This window comes from Streptomyces sp. NPDC050264 (assembly GCF_040655895.1).
Classification (GTDB): domain Bacteria; phylum Actinomycetota; class Actinomycetes; order Streptomycetales; family Streptomycetaceae; genus Streptomyces.
In genome coordinates, this window is sequence record NZ_JBFAKV010000009.1 from 82,252 (window position 1) to 101,642 (window position 19,391).

The window sequence follows — 19,391 nt, forward strand, 5'->3', positions numbered from 1 at the left end:
GCCGGGAAGCCCGCCCGGCGGAGCGGAGCGCAGCCGGGTGCTTGAACCAGTAGAGAAAGTTGTAACTCAGTAGCTCACCTGAGTGGCTGGTGTCGGTGAGGAGTTCTGCGGTGACTGTGTTAGCTGTAGCCGTTGAGTCAGGGCTCCTGCCGTGTGCCTACGCGGCGTCCTCGCCCGGGTCTGGGGGCGGGGGGTCTACCAGCCGCTGTGCCCGCCACGCGTTTTTCTCCCGTAGTTCTGTCAGCCATGGCCACAGGTCCGGTAGCTCCTGCTCGGGACATACCAGGCGGTGTTCGATCCGACCGAGCTGAGCAGTATCCGGCGGGCACACCCCGTACACCACCACCTGGCCGTCTGACACGGTGATCCACCGTGACTCGGCAGGTATCAGATGTGCTGACACCTCCATGTTTGGTTCCAGCAGTACAAACTCATGGCTCAACGTCGCAACCCGGTCCTGCGGTAGTCCGCAGAACTCGCATGGGTTTCTGCCAGCAATCGAGCGTCCCGTTGACTCTTCTATGACCCCCATACCTTGAGAGTGAACAGGCCTCAGGCATATGTGAGAGTCGCCGACCAGACAAGACGCATGTGACTGACAGGTAGTAGCGGGACGATAGGCGCCTCAGTAGGTGCACAACGCATTCAACGAACTCACAATCCCCGGCCGGAAGACGGCAGGCGCTCGCGGCCGTACCCAGTAGCGATGTCATCGAACCAGCTGGAGCCCGCAACGACAGCGACCTATGAGGATGCGGCCGTGAAAAGTTCCGCAGTAACCGTGCAGCCGATCTCGCTGTGGTGGATGACAACACGGTGGGCGAGCGCATGAACCAGGCACAGACCGCGGCCGTGTTCGGCGTCCTGGTCGTGGTCCTGCTGTGTGACCTTGGGGGCCGTATTAGTGCCTCCAGCGTCCGTGACCGACAGGGCGATCATCTGCGGGGATACCGCGAGCGCCAGTCGGAAACTTCCGCATCCTCGACCACTGGCCGTATGGGAGATCGCGTTCGCGCTCAGCTCGCTGACGATCAGGGCGGCGTCGTCGACCAGGGGCGAATCCCGCAGGATGTCGCGTGTCCACCGGCGGGCCCGGCTGACCTCTTCTGGTGAACCTGGGCAAGACAGGCCCCAGACTCGCGTAGTGCTCGTATACTCGTGCATACAAGTTCCTTCACGCTGGTAGGCCGCCATGTGCAGCGGGTTCGAGCTAGACGAGTTTCACGCCGTCATGGGCGCGGATGGCCGGCGGGGTCGTGGCGTCGAGTGCGTCCAGGACGCGGATCGCGTACGCCTCGTCGGAGAGTTCGATGACCTCTTCACGGGTGGCCCAGCGCAATGCGCGGGTCTCGTCCCCGGTGGTGGGTGTGCCGTCGACTGCCCGGCAGCGGAAGACCATGGAGACGATCAGGCCCGTCATGTTCTTGTAGATGCCGGTCAAGGTCGCCGGAAGCTCGATCTTGATGCCGGTCTCTTCGAGGACTTCGCGCTGGAGGGCTTCGGGGATGGTTTCCTCGCGTTCGAGGACTCCGCCCGGGGGCTCCCAGCGGCCGTTGTCGCGGCGCTTGATCAAAAGGGCCCGGCCCTGGTCGTCGACGATGACTCCGGCAACGCTTACGGAGTGCGGACGGTCAGTGCTCACGTTCCTCGGCCCTCTCGGCTGGCTAGGCTTTCCACCGTAGCAACAACACTTGCCCACTCGTCTAGATACCTAAAGGAGTAAACGTGGCGTCCCTTCCGAGTCTTCTCGGCGCGCTCGATCCCACGAGTGATCGCGCGGTCTTCCGGCAGATCGCTGACCAGCTGCGCGAGGCCATCGACCGTGGGCGGTTCAAGGAGGGCGAGAAGCTGCCCTCGGAGGCCGAGCTGGTCGAGCATTTCGGGGTCTCCCGGATGACTGTTCGCAACTCCTTCTCTGTCCTGCAGGGCGAGGGCCTAGTCCACGCCGAGCACGGCAAGGGTGTGTTCGTCCGGCCCCGGCCGCCCGTGCGGCGACTGGCCTCGGACCGGTTCGCCCGGCGCCACCGCGAACAGGGCAAGTCCGCGTTCATCGTGGAGGCCGACGCCGCAGGCAGTCACCCGAAGGTGGACAGCCTGGAGGTCAAGGAGGAGAAGGCCGGCCAGGACATCTCTGCCCGGCTCGGCTCTGTGCGGCGGGTGCTCGCCCGGCGGCGCCGGTACCTGCTCGACGGCCGCCCGGTCGAGTTCGCCACTTCCTACCTGCCGCTCGACATCGCCCGCGGCACGCAGATCGCCGAGCCGAACCCCGGCCCTGGCGGCATCTACGCCCGGCTCGAAGAACTGGGCCACCACCTCGACCACTTCGAGGAGGAGATCCGCGCCCGGATGCCCTCGCCCGCCGAGGTCAAAACGCTGCAACTGGCCTCCGGCGTGCCCGTGATCCACCTGATCCGCACCGCGTACGACACCGAGAACCGGGCCGTGGAGGTCTGCGACACGGTGATGGCGGCGGATGCCTACGTGCTGGCGTACCAGCTCCCGGCCACGTGATCGCGTGAGTGGAGAGGCGCCGACGCTAGGTGCTGGGGCCCGCCGGGTCATTCGTGTCGGAGGGCGCGAACGTGGAGCCGATGTTGTTCCACATGAACTCTTCCCGCCAATCCGATGTGCCGGCCGTCCAGCCGAGCAGCGCCCGGAGCACCTTCTCCTGCGAGATGGTCTCCGTCTGGTAATGCTCGGCGGCAACGCCGTCCCGGTACTCAAGCTGGTAGGTGTTGTTCTCGCGCAACAGGACCTGGATGTACCAGTCCCCAGCGCGTTCCTCGTCTTCTCGTTCGATGACCATGTGCTCGTTGTCGCGACCCAGGTTCGCAAGCATGGTGCTTATCGTCGGCTTCGACGGGCGCTTCACCCTGCGTCCCCTGGCGCTCGTAGCAATCAGCATGGCTGGAGTCTGCCTGGAGGGTCTGACAGCTGCGGCCTTCGAGAGACGGTGCGCAGCATCCTCGTCCAACTCGTACACCCCGACACGCATACTCGTATAGACGAGTGGGCAAGTTGTGTGTCAGAGTGACCCCCGTTCCCGGCAACGTCGGGTACGAAGGATGCAGCTTGTATAGACGAGTAGATAGGAAGAAGCCTTGCGCACCATCCGTGTGGAGACCTCGGCCGCGACGATCCTCCTGACCGAAGCGCCCGAGCCCAAGGTCCGCGACCGGCAGACCGGCGAGATCGCCAAGGACGTCAACAGCGGTGAGGCACTGATGACCATCGGCGTCGTCTACATCGAGGAAGGGGAGTCGTCGCTGTTCAAGGTCACCGTCCCGGAGAGCGGGGTGTCCGAGGGGCTCGCGCTCGGCGCTCCGGTCTCGCTGCCCGGCCTGGTGGCCCGTCCCTGGGAGAGCGTGTTCAATGGCCAGCAGCGGCACGGCATCGCCTTCCGTGCCGCCGCCGTCACTCCGGCCGCCTTCCCGGCCGCCGTGGGGGCCTCGGCCTGATGACCGACCTGACGACGCTTCTGGAGGTGGGAGGCCCCCTTGCCGCACTCGGCGGTGGGGCCGCCTACACCCGGGTCCACCACCCCGGGGTCTACTGGTCCACGGTCGGCCTGCCGCTCTCGACGGCCCGGCTGCTCAGCTCGTACGGCTCGGTCATGGAAGCCTGCGGCCTGACCGTCGCGCCCTCCCGGTTCCGGGCCCTGGCGGTCCAGGCCACCACCCGCCGTGAGGTCCGCCCCGTCCCGCCCCGTCGCGGCCTCATCCGCCCCACCTCGACCGGGCTGCGGCTCCGTCTGAGGCTGGCCCCGGGCCAGGAACCGGCCGATGTCGCCGCCTCCGCCGAACGGCTGCGGCACGCCTGGGGCGTTCACGCCGTCTACGTGACCACGGTGAAGCCCGGTGTGGTCGAACTGCGGCTCGTCGGCTTCGACGTACTGCGCAAGGTCCGTATGCCGCGCAAGACGGCCGCCGACTTCCTGAAGGTCCCGGTGGCGCTGCGGGAGGACTCGACTCCCTTCGTGCGCGACTACCGGACCGTTCCGCACGGCCTCACCCTGGGGGCCACGCTGTCGGGTAAGTCCATGTACCTGCGGCACCTCGTCGCCGGGCTCGCCCGGCAGTCCGTCGCCCTGGTCGGCATCGACTGCAAACGCGGCGTGGAGCTGGCACCCTTCGCCGCCCGGCTCTCCGCGCTGGCCACCGACCCCGACCAGGCCGTCGAACTACTGCCCGTGCTCATCAAGGAAATGGAGGACCGCTACGACCTGATCAAGTCCCGGCAGGGCATCGCGCCGACCACTCCGGACGAGGAGGTCACCTCCGACATCTGGGGCCTGCCCGAACGCGAACGCCCCGTGCCCGTCGTGTTGTTCGTCGACGAAGTGGCGGAACTCTTCCTCGTCGCCTCAAAGAAGGAGGAGGAACGACGGGACGAGATGGTCACCCAGCTCATCCGCCTCGCCCAGCTCGGTCGCGCCGCCGGTATCTACCTGGAGGTCTGCGGGCAGCGCTTCGGCGCCGAACTCGGGAAGGGGGCCACGATGTTGCGGGCCCAGCTCACCGGCCGTGTCTGTCATCGCGTCAACGACGAAGCCTCCGCCAAGATGGCACTCGGCGACATCGCCCCCGAGGCCGTCTCCGCCGCCTGCGCCATCGCGCCCGAACTGCCCGGCCTGGCCGTCGCCGGGGACACCTCTGGCGGCTGGTCCCGCATCCGCACCCCGTACCTCTCCCTCGCCGACGCGGCCGAGACATGCCGCACCTCGGCCCACCTGGTCCCCGACCTGCCCGCGCTCAAGCCCTTCCGGCCCGACCTACCCGTACCGCCGCCGGTCGAGTCCACGGCCCCGGCCGTCCGGCCGCGCCCCGTGACCGACTGAGCTACTCCCTCTCCTCCCGGTCGGCGTGACCGCCTCGCGCCACGTCCCTACCCCTCCCATGCCTGAACCCGGAAGGAGCCGCAGCATGCGCGCCCAACTGGCCCGTGTCGACGCGGTACTCGTCCAGGCCGTCATCGCCGCCGCCCTGTCCTTCGCCCACCTGCACGACGTCGCGTCGGCGGCCGGACAGGACGGGTGGAAGGCGTGGGCCTACCCGGTCTCGGTCGACCTGCTGCTCGTCGCCGCCTGGCGTCGACTGCGGGCCGGTCGAGCGAAAGCCGCCGGGTGGTGCTGGTTCGCCATCGCGCTCGCGGCCTCCCTCGGAGCGAACGTCGCCACCGCCGGACTGCTCGACATGGACCATGTGCCGGCCTGGCTCCGCATCCTCGTCGCGGGCTGGCCTGCCATCGGCTTCCTCGGCGGAACACTCCTCGCTCACTCGACGCCGAAGCCGACGCCGACCCTGTACGACGCGACTCAGGAGGGTCACGTCACCGGGGACCAGGGCGACGATATCGACGGCCAGGAGGACGCGCCCGATCCCGTACCGGCGCTCCCGTCGTCACCGGCCACCGGGCCGGTTCCCGCCTCGCCTTCTCCGCCCGCCGTCCCCGTCCCGGCCGCCCTGGTCGAGCACGCCCGCAAAGTCGCCACCGAGCACCACGCCCGCACCGGTACGTCCATCGACACCACGACCCTCCGCGCCCGCCTCGGCGTCCCGCTGCCCATGGCCGACGCCATCGCCGCACAGCTCTGAAGGGAGATCCACATGAGCGCCAACCGCCGCTTTCGCTCCGTCACCCGCATCGGCCCCGTTCAGGTCGGCACGGCCTACGACGGTCGCGGCCGAGAGAAGCACACCGCCGCCTGCACGGCCCCGTGCTGCGGCTTCTCCGCCGACTACGACAGCCGCGCCGCCGCCGAGCTGGCGGCCCGCACCCATCGCTGCCCCGTCCGCTGAAAGGACCGATCCCCGTGACCGTCAGCCTGCCGCTCGTCTTCGTCCTCGGCTGCTTCGCCTGGGGTGCGGTCAAGTTCCTCGGCGTCCGCACGTGGATCGTCGTCGTGATCGCCCTGTTCGGCTTCTGGCTCTCGCACACCTTCATGGCCCCGGCCATCGAATCCGGTACGCGCTCCGGCGTGGACGTCATCAACGGCTCACATAACTAGACGAGTAGGCAAGGAGAGATCCGCCGTGTTCCTGCCCAAGTACCCCGACAGCCCGACCCCGCCGCCCGCGCACACGCACGCGCCGACCGCCCCGGCCCCTGTTCGTCGGCCGGCCCCGCAGATATCCGTCAGTACCGGAGCGGTCGTGGCCGTCCTCGTGGGCGGAGTCGTGCTGACCGCGCTCCTGGCCGCCGTCGCCGTCTCGGCCATCTCCGTGGCCGTCGCCGCTGTGGTCCTGCGCTCGATGCTCCGCGACCAGCGCCACCGCTGACCAACCGCAGACACAACAGACCCCCGGGGCGGCCTCGATACCGCCAAGCATCCGCCGCCCCGGGGGCCCTACCCCTCCTGACCGAAGCCAGAAGGAGAAGACCATCATCACCCGCGCCACCCCGGCCCCGCTGCCGGAACTGGGTCAACTGGCCGCCTCCGGCACCATGCCCGCACTCCTGCGCCAGCTTTCCGGCCTCGGCGGCTGCACGCACCCGATCCGCCTCGACGGCCACCGCACCGAGCACGCCGTCGACACCCGAACCGGCGAGATCGGCAACGTCCTCCACCGCCTCGACTCCACCGACCTCCCGGCCGGACACCTCCTGGTCCGCTGCAACAACCGCCGCACGACCCGCTGCCCGGCCTGCGCAGAGGTCTACCGCCGCGACACCTTCCACCTGATCACCTCCGGCCTACGCGGCGGCAAGGGCGTCCCCGAACGCGTCGCCGCCCACCCCCGCGTCTTCGCCACCTTCACCGCCCCCGGCTTCGGCCCGGTCCACAACCGCCCCACCGGCCCGGCCCGTACGATCCGCCCCTGCCGCTGCGGCCTCCTCCACGACCAAGACGACCCCGCCCTCGGCACACCCCTCGACCCCGACACCTACGACTACGACGCAGCCGTCCTCTGGAACGCACACGCGGGCCTGCTCTGGCGACGCTTCTCCATCTACCTCCGCCGGGAAGTCGCCAAGCGCGCCGGCCTCACCCAACGCGACTTCCGCGGCTACGCCCGCGTCTCCTTCGCCAAGGTCGCCGAATACCAGAAACGCGGCGCCGTCCACTTCCATGCCGTCATCCGCATCGACGGCCCCGAAGGCGGAGACACCCCACCGCCCGCCTGGGCAACCGCCGAACTGCTGACCGACGCCATCCGCGCCGCCGCGACTGCCGCCCGCGTGGACGGCCCGGTCATCGACAACCGCGCCCACACCTTCACCTTCGGCCGCCAACTCGACGTCCGCACCATCCGATCCACCGACTTCGACGGCGGCCAGGAACTCACTGAACGGGCCGTCGCCGCGTACATCGCCAAGTACGCCACCAAGGGAGCCGAAACCGCCACGGGAGCGCTGGACCGCCCTCTCAAGTTCCTTGCCGAACTCGCCCAGCTCGACATCAGCGACCACGCCCGCCGCATGATCCGCACCGCCTGGACCCTCGGCGCCCGCAAAGAACTGCAAGAACTCCGGCTCCGCACCTGGGCCCACATGCTCGGCTTCCGCGGCCACTTCTCGACCAAGTCCCGCCGCTACTCCACCACCCTCGGCGCCCTCCGCACCGCCCGAGCCGAGTGGCGCCGAGTCCAAGCCGTCACCGACGACCAGGCCGCCCCGGACACGACCCTCGTCCTCGCCCACTGGGTCTACGCCGGAACCGGCCTCACCGACACCGAAACCTGGCTCGCCGAAACCCTCGAACCCGCCCCAGGAACCGAAGGAGAACCGACGCATGCGTGATGACGAACTGCTGACCGTGGCCGACGTCATGGCGCGACTCAAGCTCGGCCGCTCGACGGTCTACGACTTGATCCGCTCCCGTCGGCTTCCCTCGATCACCATCGGCCGGTGCCGCCGTATCCCCGCCCGAGCCCTCAGCGACTACATCACCAACGAATTGGAGGCGGCTGCCTGATGGCCGGCCAGCGCAAGCGCAACCCGAACGGGGCGGGCACCATCACCAAGCGCAAGGACGGCCGCTATCAGGCTGCTGTCTACGTGCTCCAGCCCGATGGCACCCGTGCCCGCAAGTTCGCCTACGGCAAGTCCTGGGCGGAGTGCGACACCAAGCGCCGGGAGCTCCTCGACAAGGTCGACCAAGGCGTGCCCGTTCCTACTCGGTCGGCCAAGCTCTCCGAGTGGCTGCCGTACTGGCTCGACAACGTCATCAAGCCCCGCCGGAAGCTCAGCACGTACGACAAGTACGAGGCACACAGTCGGCTCTACCTGTCGCCGATGCTGGGCGCCAAGAGGCTCGAATCCCTCGGCGTCGCCGACGTGCGCCGCTTCCTCGTACGCCTGGAGAATCAGACCACCGCCGCGACGGCCAAGGAATCGCACCGCGTGCTGCGCTCGGCTCTCTCCTCCGCATGCCGCGAGGAGCTGATCACGCGCAACGTGGCCAAGCTCGTCGAACCGCCCCGCACCGACTCACGAGAGCTGCACCCCTGGACGTTGGACGAGACCCTCGACTTCCTCGCTGCGTCCCGGAAAGACCCGCTCTACGCCGCCTTCGTCCTCGCCATCGCGATGGGTCTCCGTCGGGGAGAGATCGTCGGCCTGCGCTGGTCGGACCTCGACCTCGAAAACCGCGTCCTCCACGTGCGCCAGCAGACGCAGCGCCGCCGAGGCGTCCTGTACGACGACGACCCCAAGAGCCGCCGCCGTCGAGTCGTCCCGCTGCCGGGCCTCTGCATCGCGCCCTTGCGCTGGCACCGGATGCGGCAAGAAGCTGCTCGTGCCAAGGCGGGGGAGGCCTGGGCAACTGGGCCGGATTACGTCTTCACCACCCGCACCGGCCGTCCGGTCGAGCCGCGCAATGTGTACCGCTCGTTCACGCGCGTCGCCGAGTCCGCCGGCATCCGGGTTGTTCGTCTTCACGATGCCCGGCACGGCACGGCCACCCTCCTCACCGCGGCCGGAGTCGCGCCCCGGGTCGTGATGGAGATCCTCGGGCACAGCCAGATCAGCATCACCATGGATGTGTACACGCACGTCGTGCAGGACACGCAGCGCGAAGCGATCAGCCACATGGATCGGCTGCTCAAGAGGCGTCCTGGTCGTCAGTGACCACTCGCGTTGATGTCACCTGTAGATGTCAAAGGCCCCGGACCATGATCGGTCCGGGGCCTTTGCACTGGTGCCCCCGGCAGGATTCGAACCTGCGACACCCGCTTTAGGAGAGCGGTGCTCTATCCCCTGAGCTACGAAGGCGGGGCAGGTGGTCAGACGGCGAGTCTGAGACACCGCCGTCAGTGTAGCGGGTGGTCCGGGCCGCTGTTTCGGTTCATATGCGGGGCCGCGGTAGGCCCCGGGCGTCCTCGGGGGCGCAGGTCTGGAGCGGCGAAGGGGCGAGGCGTCCTTGGTGCCGCCGCACCGCGGTCCGCGAGCGCGGGTGGCGTTCAGGCGGTGGCGTCCTCTGTGCCGCGCGTGCCGGAATTCTCCCCCGCATGAGCCGCTTTTTGCGAAGCTGCGACCTACACAAGCAAGAGGGGGGCCGCACGATGACGAAGCCCATGACGAAGGCCACAGCGAAGCCCGTGACGGAGTCGATGGCCGCGCCGATGACGACGCCGACAGTGACCATGCCCGGGTCGCTGAAAGCCGGCCTAGGCGTGCTGCTCCTCGGGCTGCTCGCTTGTTCCGGGTGTTCCGGCGAGGGCGGCGCGGACAGTGCGGGCCGGGGCGGTGTGCCGTATGCGCCCTATGTCAGCGCTACGACGGCCTCCGCCACCGACCGTGCCGGTTCTCCCTCCGCGTACAACCTCTCCTTCGTCGTCGCCGACGGTGATGCCTGTGCGCCCGTCTGGGATGACCGGACGGAGATCGGCGCGGTCGGCGTCAAGTCCCGGATCGGGAAGCTGGGTTCGGGCGGGGCCGATGTGCGCGTTTCCTTTGGTGGGGCCAGCGGGAAGGAGCTCGCTGCCACCTGTGACAGTGCCTCCGCTCTCGCCGCCGCCTACGCGAGGGCGCTGGACGCGGCCGGGGGCGCGACCCTCGCCGATTTCGACATCGAGGGGGATGAACTGGGGGACGGGGAGTCGACTGCGTTGCGGGCCGAGGCCATCGCACTGCTGCAGAAGAGGCGTGATCTCGATGTCACCTTCACGTTGCCGGTGATGCCCGACGGGCTCGACGCCGACAGCATCGCGCTCCTCGAGGCGGCCAATGACAAGGGAGTGCGGGTCTCCACCGTCAACCTCATGACGATGAACTACGCCGAGTCCTACGACGGTGACATGGGCGGGTACGCGATCACCGCCGCCCGGGCCGCCCACACCCAGCTGAAGAAGGTGTTCGGTCTGTCCGACGCGGGTGCCTGGAAAGGTATGGCGCTCACTTCGATGCTCGGCGTGAACGACGTCGACGGCGAGACGTTCACGCTGTCCGACGCGGCGCAGGTCCGCACGTTCGCCCGGGAGCGGGGCATCGCGTGGGTGTCGATGTGGGCGGCGTTCCGCGATGTGCAGTGCAAGGCGGGTACGGCTACGCACGACCCGGCGACGGACTGCAGCGGCGTGACGCAGGAGGCCGGAGCCTACGCGCGGGCCCTCTCCGGATGAGCCAGGGTGAGCCAGGACGAGCCAGGATGAGTAAAAGGGTGGGCAAGGGGGCTCGGGGCCCGGCGGATGTCGGGTGCACGCATCTTGACGCGGGCCAGGCGCGGGGACGTACCGTCCGGAAATGGAACCCCTGGAGCCCCTGGAATCGCCGGAAGCCGTCGAAGACCTGGAAACCCTGGAACCCCTGCACAAGCTGGAAACCCCGGAAGCCCCGCGGAACCTGGAAGATCTGGAAGCGCTGCTGACCGCGCCCGGCGCCCCCTTCGCCGTCGTGCGGGGCGAGGACGGGCGTCTCGCTTACGCCGAGGGGCCGCGGACCCTGCGGGAGTTCGTCGAGACGACGTGGGCGTTCGGCGACACCCCGTTTCTGATCGCCGAGAGCGGGCGGCTGACGTACGGGGAGTTCTTCGCCGCCGCCAGCGCGCTCGCCCGCCGCTTTCTGGACGCCGAGGCCGACGGCGGGTACGGACTGCGGCCCGGCGATCGCGCCGCCATCGCCATGCGCAATCACCCCGAGTGGCATATCGCCTTCTGGGCGGCCCAGTTGGCGGGGCTGGTGGCGGTGCCGCTCAACGCGTGGTGGACCGCGGACGAGTTCGCGTACGCCCTCGGCGACTGCCGCCCCGGCGTGCTGCTCGTGGACGGGGAGCGGTACGAGCGGATCGCCGCCTGGCGGGAAGGGGCGGGAGAGCGGCCCTGGGTTCTTGTCTTTCATGAGGAGGGGCGCGCGGCCGGGGGCGAGCGCGTCGAGCGGTACGTGGATCTGCCCGCCGCCGATCCGCTGCTCGGGCCGCCGGACGTCGACGTGTCGCCGGACGCGGACGCCACCATCCTCTATACGTCCGGGACGACGGGCCGGCCCAAGGGCGCTGTCGCCACCCACCACGCGCACATGGGGGCCATCGCCAACCCCCGTTATTTCGCGGCGCTTTCGGCCCTGTCGCGCGGAGTCGTACCGGGGCAGGGGCCGGCCCCGGTCGGGCTTCTCACCTTTCCCTTCTTCCATGTCGCGGCGTTCACCGGGTTCTACGGGGCGATGGCGGCCGGCGGCACGCTGGTGGTGCTGCGCAAGTGGGACGCGGACAAGGCGCTCGCGGCGATCCGGGAGCACGGCGTCGCCGCGTTCGGCGGGGTGCCCGCGACCGCGCTGCAACTCCTCGAGCGGGCCAAGGAGTTGGGGGACGAGATGCCTACGCTGACCGGGTTCAGCACCGGAGGCGCCGCCGCGCCGCCGCACCTGGTCGCCCGCCTCACCGCCCGCCACGGTGAGCGCATCGAGCCCCGTAACGGTTACGGGCTCACCGAGACACTCGGCGGGGTCACCGCCAACTTCGGCGCTCAGTACCGCAGTTGGCCGGGGAGCGTGGGTAAGCCCGCGCCCGCCGTGGAGGCGCGGATCGCCGGGCCCGTCGGTGAGCCGCTGCCCGATGGGGAGGTCGGGGAGCTGTTGCTGCGCGGCCAGTGCGTGATCCGCGGCTACTGGGAGGACCCGGCGGCGACCGAGGCGGCGTTCACGAAGGACGGCTGGTTCCGCACGGGTGACCTGGCGGTGCTGTCGGAGGGGCGGATCAGCGTCGTCGACCGGATCAAGGACATGGTGATCCGGGGCGGCGAGAACGTCTACTGCGTCGAGGTCGAGGCGTGTCTGCACGGCCACCCCGACGTCCTGGAGGCGGCTGTCGTCGGAGTGCCGCATCCGGTGCTCGGCGAGGAGGTCGCCGCGGTGGTCCGCGCGCGCCCCGGCTCCGACCTCGACGGGCAGGCCCTGCGCGAGTTCGCCGCCACGACGCTGGCTCCGTTCAAGGTGCCCGCGCACGTGCTGGTGCAGGAGACGGAGCTGCCGCGCAACGCCACCGGGAAGGTGCTCAAGCGCGAGGTACGGCTGAGCTTCGGTCCCAGGCCGCCAGGTGACACCCCGTAGAGAACTACCGCGGAGTGACGTACACCGGGCGGCGCGGGGCGAGCTGGCGCCGAGTGACGTGCGCCCGGCGTCCCGCGTCGCCGGGCGGCACCCCGAAGGCAGCTGCCGCGGAGTGACGTGAACTCGGCGTCCCGGGCGGCGTGGGGCGAGACCCCGTGGCGAGCTGGCGCCGAGTGACGTGCGCCCGGCCTCCCGGGCCGCGGGGCGAGACCCCGAAGGCAGCTGCCGCGGAGTGACGTGAACCCGGCGTCCCGGGCGGCGCGGGGCGGCACCCCGAAGGCAGCTACCGCCGAGTGACGCACACCCGGCGTCCCGGGTTCCCGGGCGGCACCCCGAAGGTTCCCGGGCGGCGTGGGGCGAGACCCCGAAGGAAGCTACCGCCGAGTGACGTGCGCCCGGCGTCCCGGGCCGCGGGGCGGCACCCCGAAGGCAGCTACCGCCGAGTGACGTACACCCGGTAATTGCCGGAGGCGTCCGCGCCCGCCACCGAGATCCGTACGCCCGTCTGCCGGTCCCGGAACACCTCGCCCGGCCGGTAGGGCGCGTCGGACAGTTCCGCCTGGACGTTCGGGCGGCGGGTGCAGCCGCCGCTGTCGGGGGTGGAGTCCTCGACGGTGATGGGGCCGCGGCCGGTGTCCACGTTCGCGTCGATCTTGTAGATCAGGACGCCGGGGCGGCACACCGCCTCGTCGTTGCCCTCTTGGCCGCGGACCTCGATCGCGTAGCCCGTCGACCCGGTCAGCGGGACGAACGCCAGCTTCGTGCCGGGGCCCTTCCGGGAGAGCGGGGACAGCAGGTGTTCGCTGGTGCCGGGCTGCGCGGCGCAGCCGATCTGCGAGTCGTCGAGCCAGCCCAGTTTCCACTTGTGCCAGCCGAGCAGGTCGTTCCCGACGCCCCAGTCCTCGCTCATGATGTCCCAGTGGCCGACGGCCCCGCCGCCCTCCTGGGTGTACAGGTCGGGGAGACCGAAGACGTGGCCGTTCTCGTGCGGCAGGACGCGGTAGCCGGTCTCCGCGTACGAGCCGGAGCCGTCGTCCTGGCGCGAGTACACGAAGGAGGCGTTCGACAGGGGGACGCCGTCGGCGACCGGCGCCTCGCGGTTGCCCGCGAAGGTCACGGACAGGACCGTGTCGAGGGCGGAGGGCCCGGCGTTCGGCGTGACCAGGATGTTCGCCAGGTCGTAGCGGCTGAAGTCCACGTCCGGGTCGGCGGCCGCCACGATGTCGTCGACCAGCTCGCGGTAGCCGGGCTCGAAGGGGGCGCCGCGTTCTATCCCGTACGCGGAGAACGCCTTCGGCATGCGCAGCCAGTGCTTGACGGGGGCCTCGGGGACGTAGTCGAGGCGGCCGTACGAGCCCGTGCGGAACCAGTTCTGCGTCTTGGGGAAGAACTCCGCGAGCCGGTCCATGGCCGTGCCCTCACCGGGCGCGTCGGGGAAGTCGATCATCAGGTTGAGGGCGTGGACAGTACCGGTGGAGCGGGCGTAGCCGGGGGAGGTGGGCACGCCTTCCGACATCTGTACGCCCAGTGCGCCGCGGATCATGCAGGGGCCGAGCGAGGCCGCCTTGGCGAGCGCCACCGGCCCCGCCGCGGTCGGCGACCTGTCGAGCAGCCGTCCGGTGCTGGCGGTCATCGTCAGGGCGAGGGCCACGGCGGTGGCTCCGGCGAGCATCGCACCGCGTCGGCCCCCGCCTATCCGCTGCTGCAGCATCAGACCCGCCTCACCCTCGGCTCCCTTTCGATCACCCTGTGTCGAGGTGCGGGGGGCCGCGCGCTGGGTGCGCCGATCGTGGGATTCCGTGGCCTGGGTGGTGTGAGTCAGGTCACATGGCGCACGGGAAATAACCGGGGACGCTCTCCCCGTTTAGCCCTGTGTCCGCAGAAAGCGGGGACTCGCTCCCCGGTTCGCCGGACAGCCACCAGTGACCGGCCGGCCGGAAGAGACCGACCCGGCCGGAGGTGACCGACCCGACCCGGCCGTGCATGACCGAAAAGACGAAGGAGACCGCCGTGGCCACCGCCGCCCCCACCGAGCCACAGCGCCGCGTCCCGCGCCCGCGGGCCGACGCGCTGCGCAACCGGGAGCGGATCGTCGCCGCCGCACGGGAACTGCTCGTGGAGTACGGGAGCGACCTCCCGCTCGACGAGACCGCCCGCCGCGCCGGTGTCGGCAACGCCACGCTGTACCGGAACTTCAAGGACCGCGGTGAGCTGATGCACCACGTGGTCCTCTCGGTCACCGGCCGCGTCTTCGAGCACGCCGAGCGGGCACTCGCCGCCGAGGAAGCCGGTGAGAGCAGCGCGTTCGACGCGCTGCGGACCTTCGTGCACGCCGCCGCCGATGAGCGCATCGGCGCGCTCTGCCCGACGCTGCAGGCCACCTTCGACCAGGACCACCCGGATCTGCTCGCCTCCCTCGACCGGCTGACCGCCGCTATCGAGGAGCTTCTGAGGCGCGCCCGCGCGGCCGGAGAGCTGCGCACCGACATCGGCGTCGGGGATCTGATGGTCGCCCTCTCCCAGCTCACCCGGCCGTTGCCCGGCAAGGCCTGCCTGGACTTCGACCGCTTCGTCCACCGTCATCTGCAGCTGTTCCTCGACGGCCTGATGGCGCCCGCCCGCTCCGAACTCCCGGGCGCGGCCGCGACCTTGGAGGACCTCCGCAAGGACTGCCCCTCCGGGGCGGCCCGCGCCTCACACACGTAGGGCAGCCGCCTCGCACACATAGGGAAGCCGCCCCGCACACGCGGGGCAGCCCAGCCCCGCATCTCCGTACCGAACCGATTTCTCAGCCTTCTTCACGAATTTCTCGACTTTCTCGACTTTCTCGACTTTCTCGGATCTCTCGACTTTCTCGACTGTCACGACTTGGAGTCCCGCTGTGGGTACCCCCTTGCCGAAATCGGCACCTCTCGAAGGCGACTCGCGCCGCTGGAAGGCACTCGTCTTCATCGCGCTCGCCCAGCTGATGGTCGTCCTCGACGCCACCATCGTGAACATCGCGCTGCCCTCCGCCCAGACGGACCTCGGCATATCCGACGGCAACCGCCAGTGGGTCATCACGGCCTACGCGCTCGCCTTCGGCGGTCTGCTGCTGTTCGGCGGCCGCATCGCGGACCTGTGGGGCCGCAAGCAGACCTTCGTCACCGGCCTGATCGGCTTCGCGCTGGCCTCCGCCGTCGGCGGTGCCGCGCAGAACGAGGCCATGATGCTCGGCGCCCGCGCCCTGCAGGGCCTGTTCGGCGCGCTGCTCGCCCCGGCCGCCCTCTCCCTGCTCGCCGTGATGTTCACGGACGCCAAGGAGCGCGCGAAGGCGTTCGGCATCTACGGTGCGATCGCCGGTGGCGGTGGCGCCGTCGGCCTGATCCTCGGCGGTTTCCTCACCGAGTACCTGAACTGGCGCTGGACCTTCTTCGTCAACATCCCGTTCGCGGCCGTCGCCGCGCTCGGCGCCGTCTTCGTCATCCGTGAGCCGGCCGGTGGCCGCAACCGCTCGCCGCTCGACATCCCGGGCGTCGTCCTGTCGACCCTCGGTCTCGTCTCCCTCGTCTACGGCTTCACGCGCGCCGAGTCGAGCGGCTGGTCCGACGTGAGCACCATCGGCCTGTTCGTCGCCGCCGTCGTGCTGCTGGCCGCCTTCGTCGCCACCGAGGCCCGGGTCAAGCACCCGCTGCTGCCGCTGCGCGTCATCGCCGACCGCAACCGCGGCGGTGTCTACGCGTCCCTCGGTCTCGCCGTGATCGCGATGTTCGGCCTGTTCCTCTTCCTGACCTACTACCTGCAGATCGTGAAGGGCTTCTCCCCGGTCAAGACCGGCTTCGCGTTCCTGCCGATGATCGCCGGCATGATCACGGGCTCCACCCAGATCGGCGCCCGTCTGATGACCCGCGTCCCGCCGCGCCTGCTGATGGCCCCGGGCTTCCTGCTCGCGGCGGTCGGCATGCTGTTCCTGACGCAGCTCGAGGTCGGCACGTCGTACGCCGGTGTGATCCTCCCGGGCCAGCTGCTGCTCGGCCTCGGCATGGGTACGGCGTTCATGCCCGCCATGTCGCTCGCCACGATCGGCGTCGAGGCGCGGGACGCCGGTGTCGCCTCCGCGATGGTCAACACCTCGCAGCAGGTCGGCGGCGCCATCGGCACGGCCCTGCTGAACACGATCGCCGCCTCCGCCACGACCGCGTACGTCGCGGACCACGCGGCCGGCGCGCGCAACGCGCAGCTGCTCCAGGCGCAGGCGATGGTCAGCGGCTACACCCACGCCATCTGGTGGGCCGTCGGCATCCTGGCCGTCTCGGCCACGATCGCCTTCACGCTCATCAACACCGGTGTCCCGGGCTCGGGTTCGGCCGCGGCCTCCGGTGACGCGGAGGGCGTCGAGGACGAGTTCAAGATCCCGGTGGTCGCGCACTGACCTCCGGAACCGGTTCCGGCCTCACCTGAGCCAGGGGAGGTCGGCCCCGGCCTCCTTCGGCTGAAGTCCCTCGGCGACGATCCGCATGATCTCGCCGAGGGATTTCTGCTGTGCGGGGGTGAGCCGGTCGAAGAGGGCCTGGCGGACCGCCGCGACATGGCCGGGGGCGGTCTGCTGCAGGATCTCCAGGCCCGGGTCCGTCAGGACCGCGAACTGGCCGCGCTTGTCCGACGGGCAGTCCTCGCGCCGCACCCACCCGTTCTTCTCCAGGCGGGCGATCGCGTGCGAGAGCCGGGAGCGGGTGATCTTGGCGCTCATCGCCAGCTCGGTCATCCGCAGCCGGCGCCGGGGCGCCTCGCTGAGCTGGACCAGCAGACCAAAGTAGATGTGCGGCATCTTCGCGTCGCGCTGCAGCTGCCGGTCGAGGTGGTCTTCCAGGAGGGTGGTGGCGTGCAAATACGCACGCCAGACGTGCTGCTCGTCATCGCTGAGCCACTGGGGCTCTGCGGACCGCTTCGGCTTCTTCTGGTTCTCGGTCTGTTCCATCGGCTCCATCTGTTCCATCGGTCCTATCGTATAGACCCCCTTCTTGAAGATTAAACAAACAACGGTTACTTTTGGCAGTGCCCAGAGCTTGAAACTTCAAGGAGGTCGTCGTGTCCACCGCACCCGCGCCCGAGCGCATGCCCGCGCTGTACCTCAGCCACGGCGCCCCGCCGCTCGCCGACGACGCCCTGTGGACCGGCCAGCTCGCCGCCTGGTCCGCCGACCTGCCGCGCCCCAAGGCGATCCTGATGGTCTCCGCGCACTGGGAGGAGGCCCCGCTCGCCCTCGGCGCCACCGAGACCGTGCCGCTCGTCTACGACTTCTGGGGCTTCCCCGAGCACTACTACCAAGTGCGGTACGCCGCCCCGGGTGCACCCGAACTCGCCGCCTCCGTACGGAAGCTGCTGCATGCTCCGGGCACCCCGGTGCAGGACGTGCCGGATCGCGGGCTCGACCACGGCGCGTACGTACCGCTCGTGGAGATGTACCCGGACGCCGACATCCCGGTCCTCCAGGTCTCCATGCCGACGCTCGACCCGCAGAAGCTGATGGACATCGGGCGGCGGCTCGCTCCGCTGCGGGACGAGGGCGTGCTGATCGTCGGCTCCGGGTTCTTCACGCACAACCTGGCCGCGCTGCGGCAGGGCGGCATCCCCTCGTGGTCGGCGGAGTTCGACGACTGGGGGCAGCGGGCGCTGGACGCGGGGGATGTGGACGGGCTGCTCGACTTCGCCCACAAGTCGCCCGCCGGGGCGCTGGCCCACCCCCGTACCGAGCACTTCGCTCCGCTGTTCGTGACGATGGGGGTGGCCGAGGCCGCCGGTGAGCTGGGGGTGCAGCGGTCGGTGATCGACGGGTTCTGGATGGGGCTGGCCAAGCGGTCCGTCCAGTTCGGGTGAGCTTGCGCCGGAGGGGTCCGGTCACGCCGGCTCGATCAGGCCGAGGGCTCGTTCCGCCGCGGTCATGGCCTCGTCGGTGCCCACGTCGAAGGCCGTGTCCGCGAACTTGATCGCGTGGTCGTTGCCGTGCGCCGCGGCCCGCGCGAAGACCTCCTCGGGGGACCCGGCCCCGCCCGGGATCGCATACGGGTCCGGCGCGGCAGGCGCGTACGCCGCTGTGACGGCCGCGCTCGCGGCCCACGCGGCGGCGAGGGAGTCCGGCCACAGCTCGCGGGGCAGGGCGGGGAGCGTGCGCAGGACCGCGTTCGGGGCTGTTGCCGCGTGCACGAGCATCACCGGGTCGCCCTGGGCGTGCGTCGCGTAACGGTGCACCGCCGCCGTGACCAGTTCGGCGAGCCGGTCCCGGGCCGTGTCCGGGTCGACCGGGCCGCCGGCCCACGCGGGCAGGCCGGTGAGCTGGCCGAACCGGGCCACGACGCCCCCGCTCCGGTCCGCGATCCGCGGCACCGCGTCGAGGGCCGTCGCGGCGTCCGGCGCGCTCGGCAGCGCGGTCAGCGCCGGCAGCGGCTGATGGCGGGCGGCCCAGTAGCCCAGGCCGTGGGCCAGTTCGGCGAGGCGCGGGGCGGTCGGCTCGGTGGACAGCAGCGTGCGTACGGCATGGCCCACGCGGATCACCGGGTGCGTGGCGCCCGCCGCGATCCCGGGCAGCAGCCGCGGCCACCACTCGGCGAGCACGTCCCGCCACGGCCGCTCGGCCACCGCCCGCTCGAAGTACCTGATCCAGTCCGCGAGGCGACGGGGGTCGCCGAGCGCGGAGCGCCAGTCGTCGTCGCGGACGGGGGAGCCGGGGGCGGGCATCTCGTCGAGCCGCCGCTCGTAGTGGTCGAGCCAGCGGTGCACGCGGGGCGCCTGGCCGCCGCGTACCAGGGACTCCACCGCCATCGGACCGTGATTGCTGAGCCGGCCCTCGAACTCGGGGCCGGTGGCGTGCAGCCGCTGAAGCGCTTCGTCGAGCGTGCCTGAGGTGTCGCTCATGTCGTTCATGCGGGGAG

The 19,391-nt window shown here is 70.3% G+C and carries 22 protein-coding genes and 1 tRNA gene; 15 read left to right on the plus strand and 8 right to left on the minus strand.

Translation table 11 applies throughout. From position 1 onward, the window contains the following. Nucleotides 1-157 precede the first annotated feature (157 nt). The 3 genes from AB0J02_RS17910 to AB0J02_RS17920 form a co-directional block, all read right to left on the minus strand. The gene (locus AB0J02_RS17910; RefSeq protein WP_363194638.1) at nucleotides 158-532 is read right to left on the minus strand and encodes a DUF6083 domain-containing protein; all 375 of its coding nucleotides are present in this window, start codon (nucleotides 530-532) and stop codon (nucleotides 158-160) included. Between the two features lie 212 nt (nucleotides 533-744). Then, nucleotides 745-1,164 carry an ATP-binding protein gene (locus tag AB0J02_RS17915; RefSeq protein ID WP_363194639.1) on the minus strand — a complete coding sequence of 140 codons (420 nt, stop codon included), beginning with the start codon at nucleotides 1,162-1,164 and terminating at the stop codon, nucleotides 745-747. A gap of 46 nt (nucleotides 1,165-1,210) precedes the next feature. Beyond that, complete coding sequence (locus AB0J02_RS17920; RefSeq protein WP_363194640.1) at nucleotides 1,211-1,642, minus strand: NUDIX domain-containing protein; 432 nt, start codon at nucleotides 1,640-1,642, stop codon at nucleotides 1,211-1,213. A gap of 83 nt (nucleotides 1,643-1,725) precedes the next feature. Between AB0J02_RS17920 and AB0J02_RS17925 the strand changes: the two genes are divergently transcribed. Further along, a complete protein-coding gene (locus AB0J02_RS17925) occupies nucleotides 1,726-2,511 on the plus strand; it encodes a GntR family transcriptional regulator (RefSeq protein WP_363194641.1) in 786 nt (261 codons plus the stop codon). A gap of 25 nt (nucleotides 2,512-2,536) precedes the next feature. Here AB0J02_RS17925 and AB0J02_RS17930 read toward each other — a convergent pair whose 3' ends face one another. After that, a complete protein-coding gene (locus AB0J02_RS17930) occupies nucleotides 2,537-2,839 on the minus strand; it encodes a hypothetical protein (protein WP_363194642.1) in 303 nt (100 codons plus the stop codon). Between the two features lie 262 nt (nucleotides 2,840-3,101). Between AB0J02_RS17930 and AB0J02_RS17935 the strand changes: the two genes are divergently transcribed. From AB0J02_RS17935 to AB0J02_RS17975, 9 genes are all read left to right on the plus strand, one after another. After that, entirely contained in the window at nucleotides 3,102-3,458 is a 357-nt protein-coding gene (locus tag AB0J02_RS17935; protein WP_363194643.1) for a hypothetical protein, read from the plus strand. Next, the gene (locus AB0J02_RS17940) at nucleotides 3,458-4,837 is read left to right on the plus strand and encodes an FtsK/SpoIIIE domain-containing protein (RefSeq protein ID WP_363194644.1); all 1,380 of its coding nucleotides are present in this window, start codon (nucleotides 3,458-3,460) and stop codon (nucleotides 4,835-4,837) included. Before AB0J02_RS17935 ends, AB0J02_RS17940 begins: the two co-directional genes overlap by 1 nt. An 85-nt stretch (nucleotides 4,838-4,922) precedes the next feature. Continuing rightward, entirely contained in the window at nucleotides 4,923-5,594 is a 672-nt protein-coding gene (locus AB0J02_RS17945; protein WP_363194645.1) for a DUF2637 domain-containing protein, read from the plus strand. A gap of 12 nt (nucleotides 5,595-5,606) precedes the next feature. Further along, the gene (locus tag AB0J02_RS17950) at nucleotides 5,607-5,798 is read left to right on the plus strand and encodes a mobile element transfer protein (RefSeq protein ID WP_363194646.1); all 192 of its coding nucleotides are present in this window, start codon (nucleotides 5,607-5,609) and stop codon (nucleotides 5,796-5,798) included. Between the two features lie 14 nt (nucleotides 5,799-5,812). Beyond that, nucleotides 5,813-6,007 carry a hypothetical protein gene (locus tag AB0J02_RS17955; protein WP_363194647.1) on the plus strand — a complete coding sequence of 65 codons (195 nt, stop codon included), beginning with the start codon at nucleotides 5,813-5,815 and terminating at the stop codon, nucleotides 6,005-6,007. 25 nt (nucleotides 6,008-6,032) lie between these two features. Beyond that, nucleotides 6,033-6,278 (plus strand): SpdD protein, encoded by a 246-nt coding sequence (locus AB0J02_RS17960; RefSeq protein ID WP_363194648.1) that lies wholly within the window; start codon nucleotides 6,033-6,035, stop codon nucleotides 6,276-6,278. 166 nt (nucleotides 6,279-6,444) lie between these two features. Continuing rightward, on the plus strand, nucleotides 6,445-7,740 hold the full coding sequence (locus AB0J02_RS17965; protein ID WP_363194649.1) for a replication initiator: 1,296 nt from the start codon (nucleotides 6,445-6,447) through the stop codon (nucleotides 7,738-7,740). After that, the gene (locus AB0J02_RS17970) at nucleotides 7,733-7,915 is read left to right on the plus strand and encodes a helix-turn-helix domain-containing protein (protein ID WP_363194650.1); all 183 of its coding nucleotides are present in this window, start codon (nucleotides 7,733-7,735) and stop codon (nucleotides 7,913-7,915) included. The genes AB0J02_RS17965 and AB0J02_RS17970 overlap by 8 nt, the downstream gene beginning before the upstream one ends. Next, nucleotides 7,915-9,069, plus strand: coding sequence for a site-specific integrase (locus tag AB0J02_RS17975; protein ID WP_363194651.1), 1,155 nt, complete (start codon nucleotides 7,915-7,917; stop codon nucleotides 9,067-9,069). The genes AB0J02_RS17970 and AB0J02_RS17975 overlap by 1 nt, the downstream gene beginning before the upstream one ends. Nucleotides 9,070-9,137: 68 nt before the next feature. On the opposite strand, the gene AB0J02_RS17980 is transcribed toward AB0J02_RS17975, so the two are convergent. Next, nucleotides 9,138-9,213 (minus strand) — tRNA-Arg (locus AB0J02_RS17980). Between the two features lie 371 nt (nucleotides 9,214-9,584). On the opposite strand from AB0J02_RS17980, the gene AB0J02_RS17985 reads away from it, so the two are divergent. Both AB0J02_RS17985 and AB0J02_RS17990 read left to right on the plus strand, forming a co-directional pair. Beyond that, a complete protein-coding gene (locus AB0J02_RS17985) occupies nucleotides 9,585-10,562 on the plus strand; it encodes a hydrolase (RefSeq protein WP_363194871.1) in 978 nt (325 codons plus the stop codon). Between the two features lie 121 nt (nucleotides 10,563-10,683). Continuing rightward, nucleotides 10,684-12,483, plus strand: a complete 1,800-nt coding sequence (locus tag AB0J02_RS17990; RefSeq protein WP_363194652.1) for a class I adenylate-forming enzyme family protein — start codon at nucleotides 10,684-10,686, stop codon at nucleotides 12,481-12,483. A gap of 433 nt (nucleotides 12,484-12,916) precedes the next feature. Here AB0J02_RS17990 and AB0J02_RS17995 read toward each other — a convergent pair whose 3' ends face one another. Beyond that, complete coding sequence (locus AB0J02_RS17995; RefSeq protein ID WP_363194653.1) at nucleotides 12,917-14,194, minus strand: M6 family metalloprotease domain-containing protein; 1,278 nt, start codon at nucleotides 14,192-14,194, stop codon at nucleotides 12,917-12,919. Between the two features lie 272 nt (nucleotides 14,195-14,466). On the opposite strand from AB0J02_RS17995, the gene AB0J02_RS18000 reads away from it, so the two are divergent. Together AB0J02_RS18000 and AB0J02_RS18005 are read left to right on the plus strand one after the other, a co-directional pair. Beyond that, nucleotides 14,467-15,189: a TetR/AcrR family transcriptional regulator gene (locus AB0J02_RS18000; RefSeq protein WP_363194654.1), complete on the plus strand. Its 723-nt coding sequence runs from the start codon at nucleotides 14,467-14,469 to the stop codon at nucleotides 15,187-15,189. A 175-nt stretch (nucleotides 15,190-15,364) separates the two neighbouring features. Continuing rightward, nucleotides 15,365-16,894, plus strand: coding sequence for an MFS transporter (locus AB0J02_RS18005; RefSeq protein ID WP_363194655.1), 1,530 nt, complete (start codon nucleotides 15,365-15,367; stop codon nucleotides 16,892-16,894). Between the two features lie 21 nt (nucleotides 16,895-16,915). On the opposite strand, the gene AB0J02_RS18010 is transcribed toward AB0J02_RS18005, so the two are convergent. Further along, the gene (locus AB0J02_RS18010) at nucleotides 16,916-17,449 is read right to left on the minus strand and encodes a MarR family transcriptional regulator (RefSeq protein ID WP_363194872.1); all 534 of its coding nucleotides are present in this window, start codon (nucleotides 17,447-17,449) and stop codon (nucleotides 16,916-16,918) included. Between the two features lie 128 nt (nucleotides 17,450-17,577). Here AB0J02_RS18010 and AB0J02_RS18015 point away from each other — a divergent pair, with 128 nt between their 5' ends. Next, nucleotides 17,578-18,339, plus strand: a complete 762-nt coding sequence (locus AB0J02_RS18015) for a class III extradiol ring-cleavage dioxygenase (protein ID WP_363194873.1) — start codon at nucleotides 17,578-17,580, stop codon at nucleotides 18,337-18,339. A 21-nt stretch (nucleotides 18,340-18,360) separates the two neighbouring features. Here the strand turns inward: AB0J02_RS18015 and AB0J02_RS18020 are convergent, their stop codons facing one another. Next, nucleotides 18,361-19,374, minus strand: coding sequence for a questin oxidase family protein (locus AB0J02_RS18020; protein WP_363194874.1), 1,014 nt, complete (start codon nucleotides 19,372-19,374; stop codon nucleotides 18,361-18,363). Between the last annotated feature and the right edge of the window lie 17 nt (nucleotides 19,375-19,391).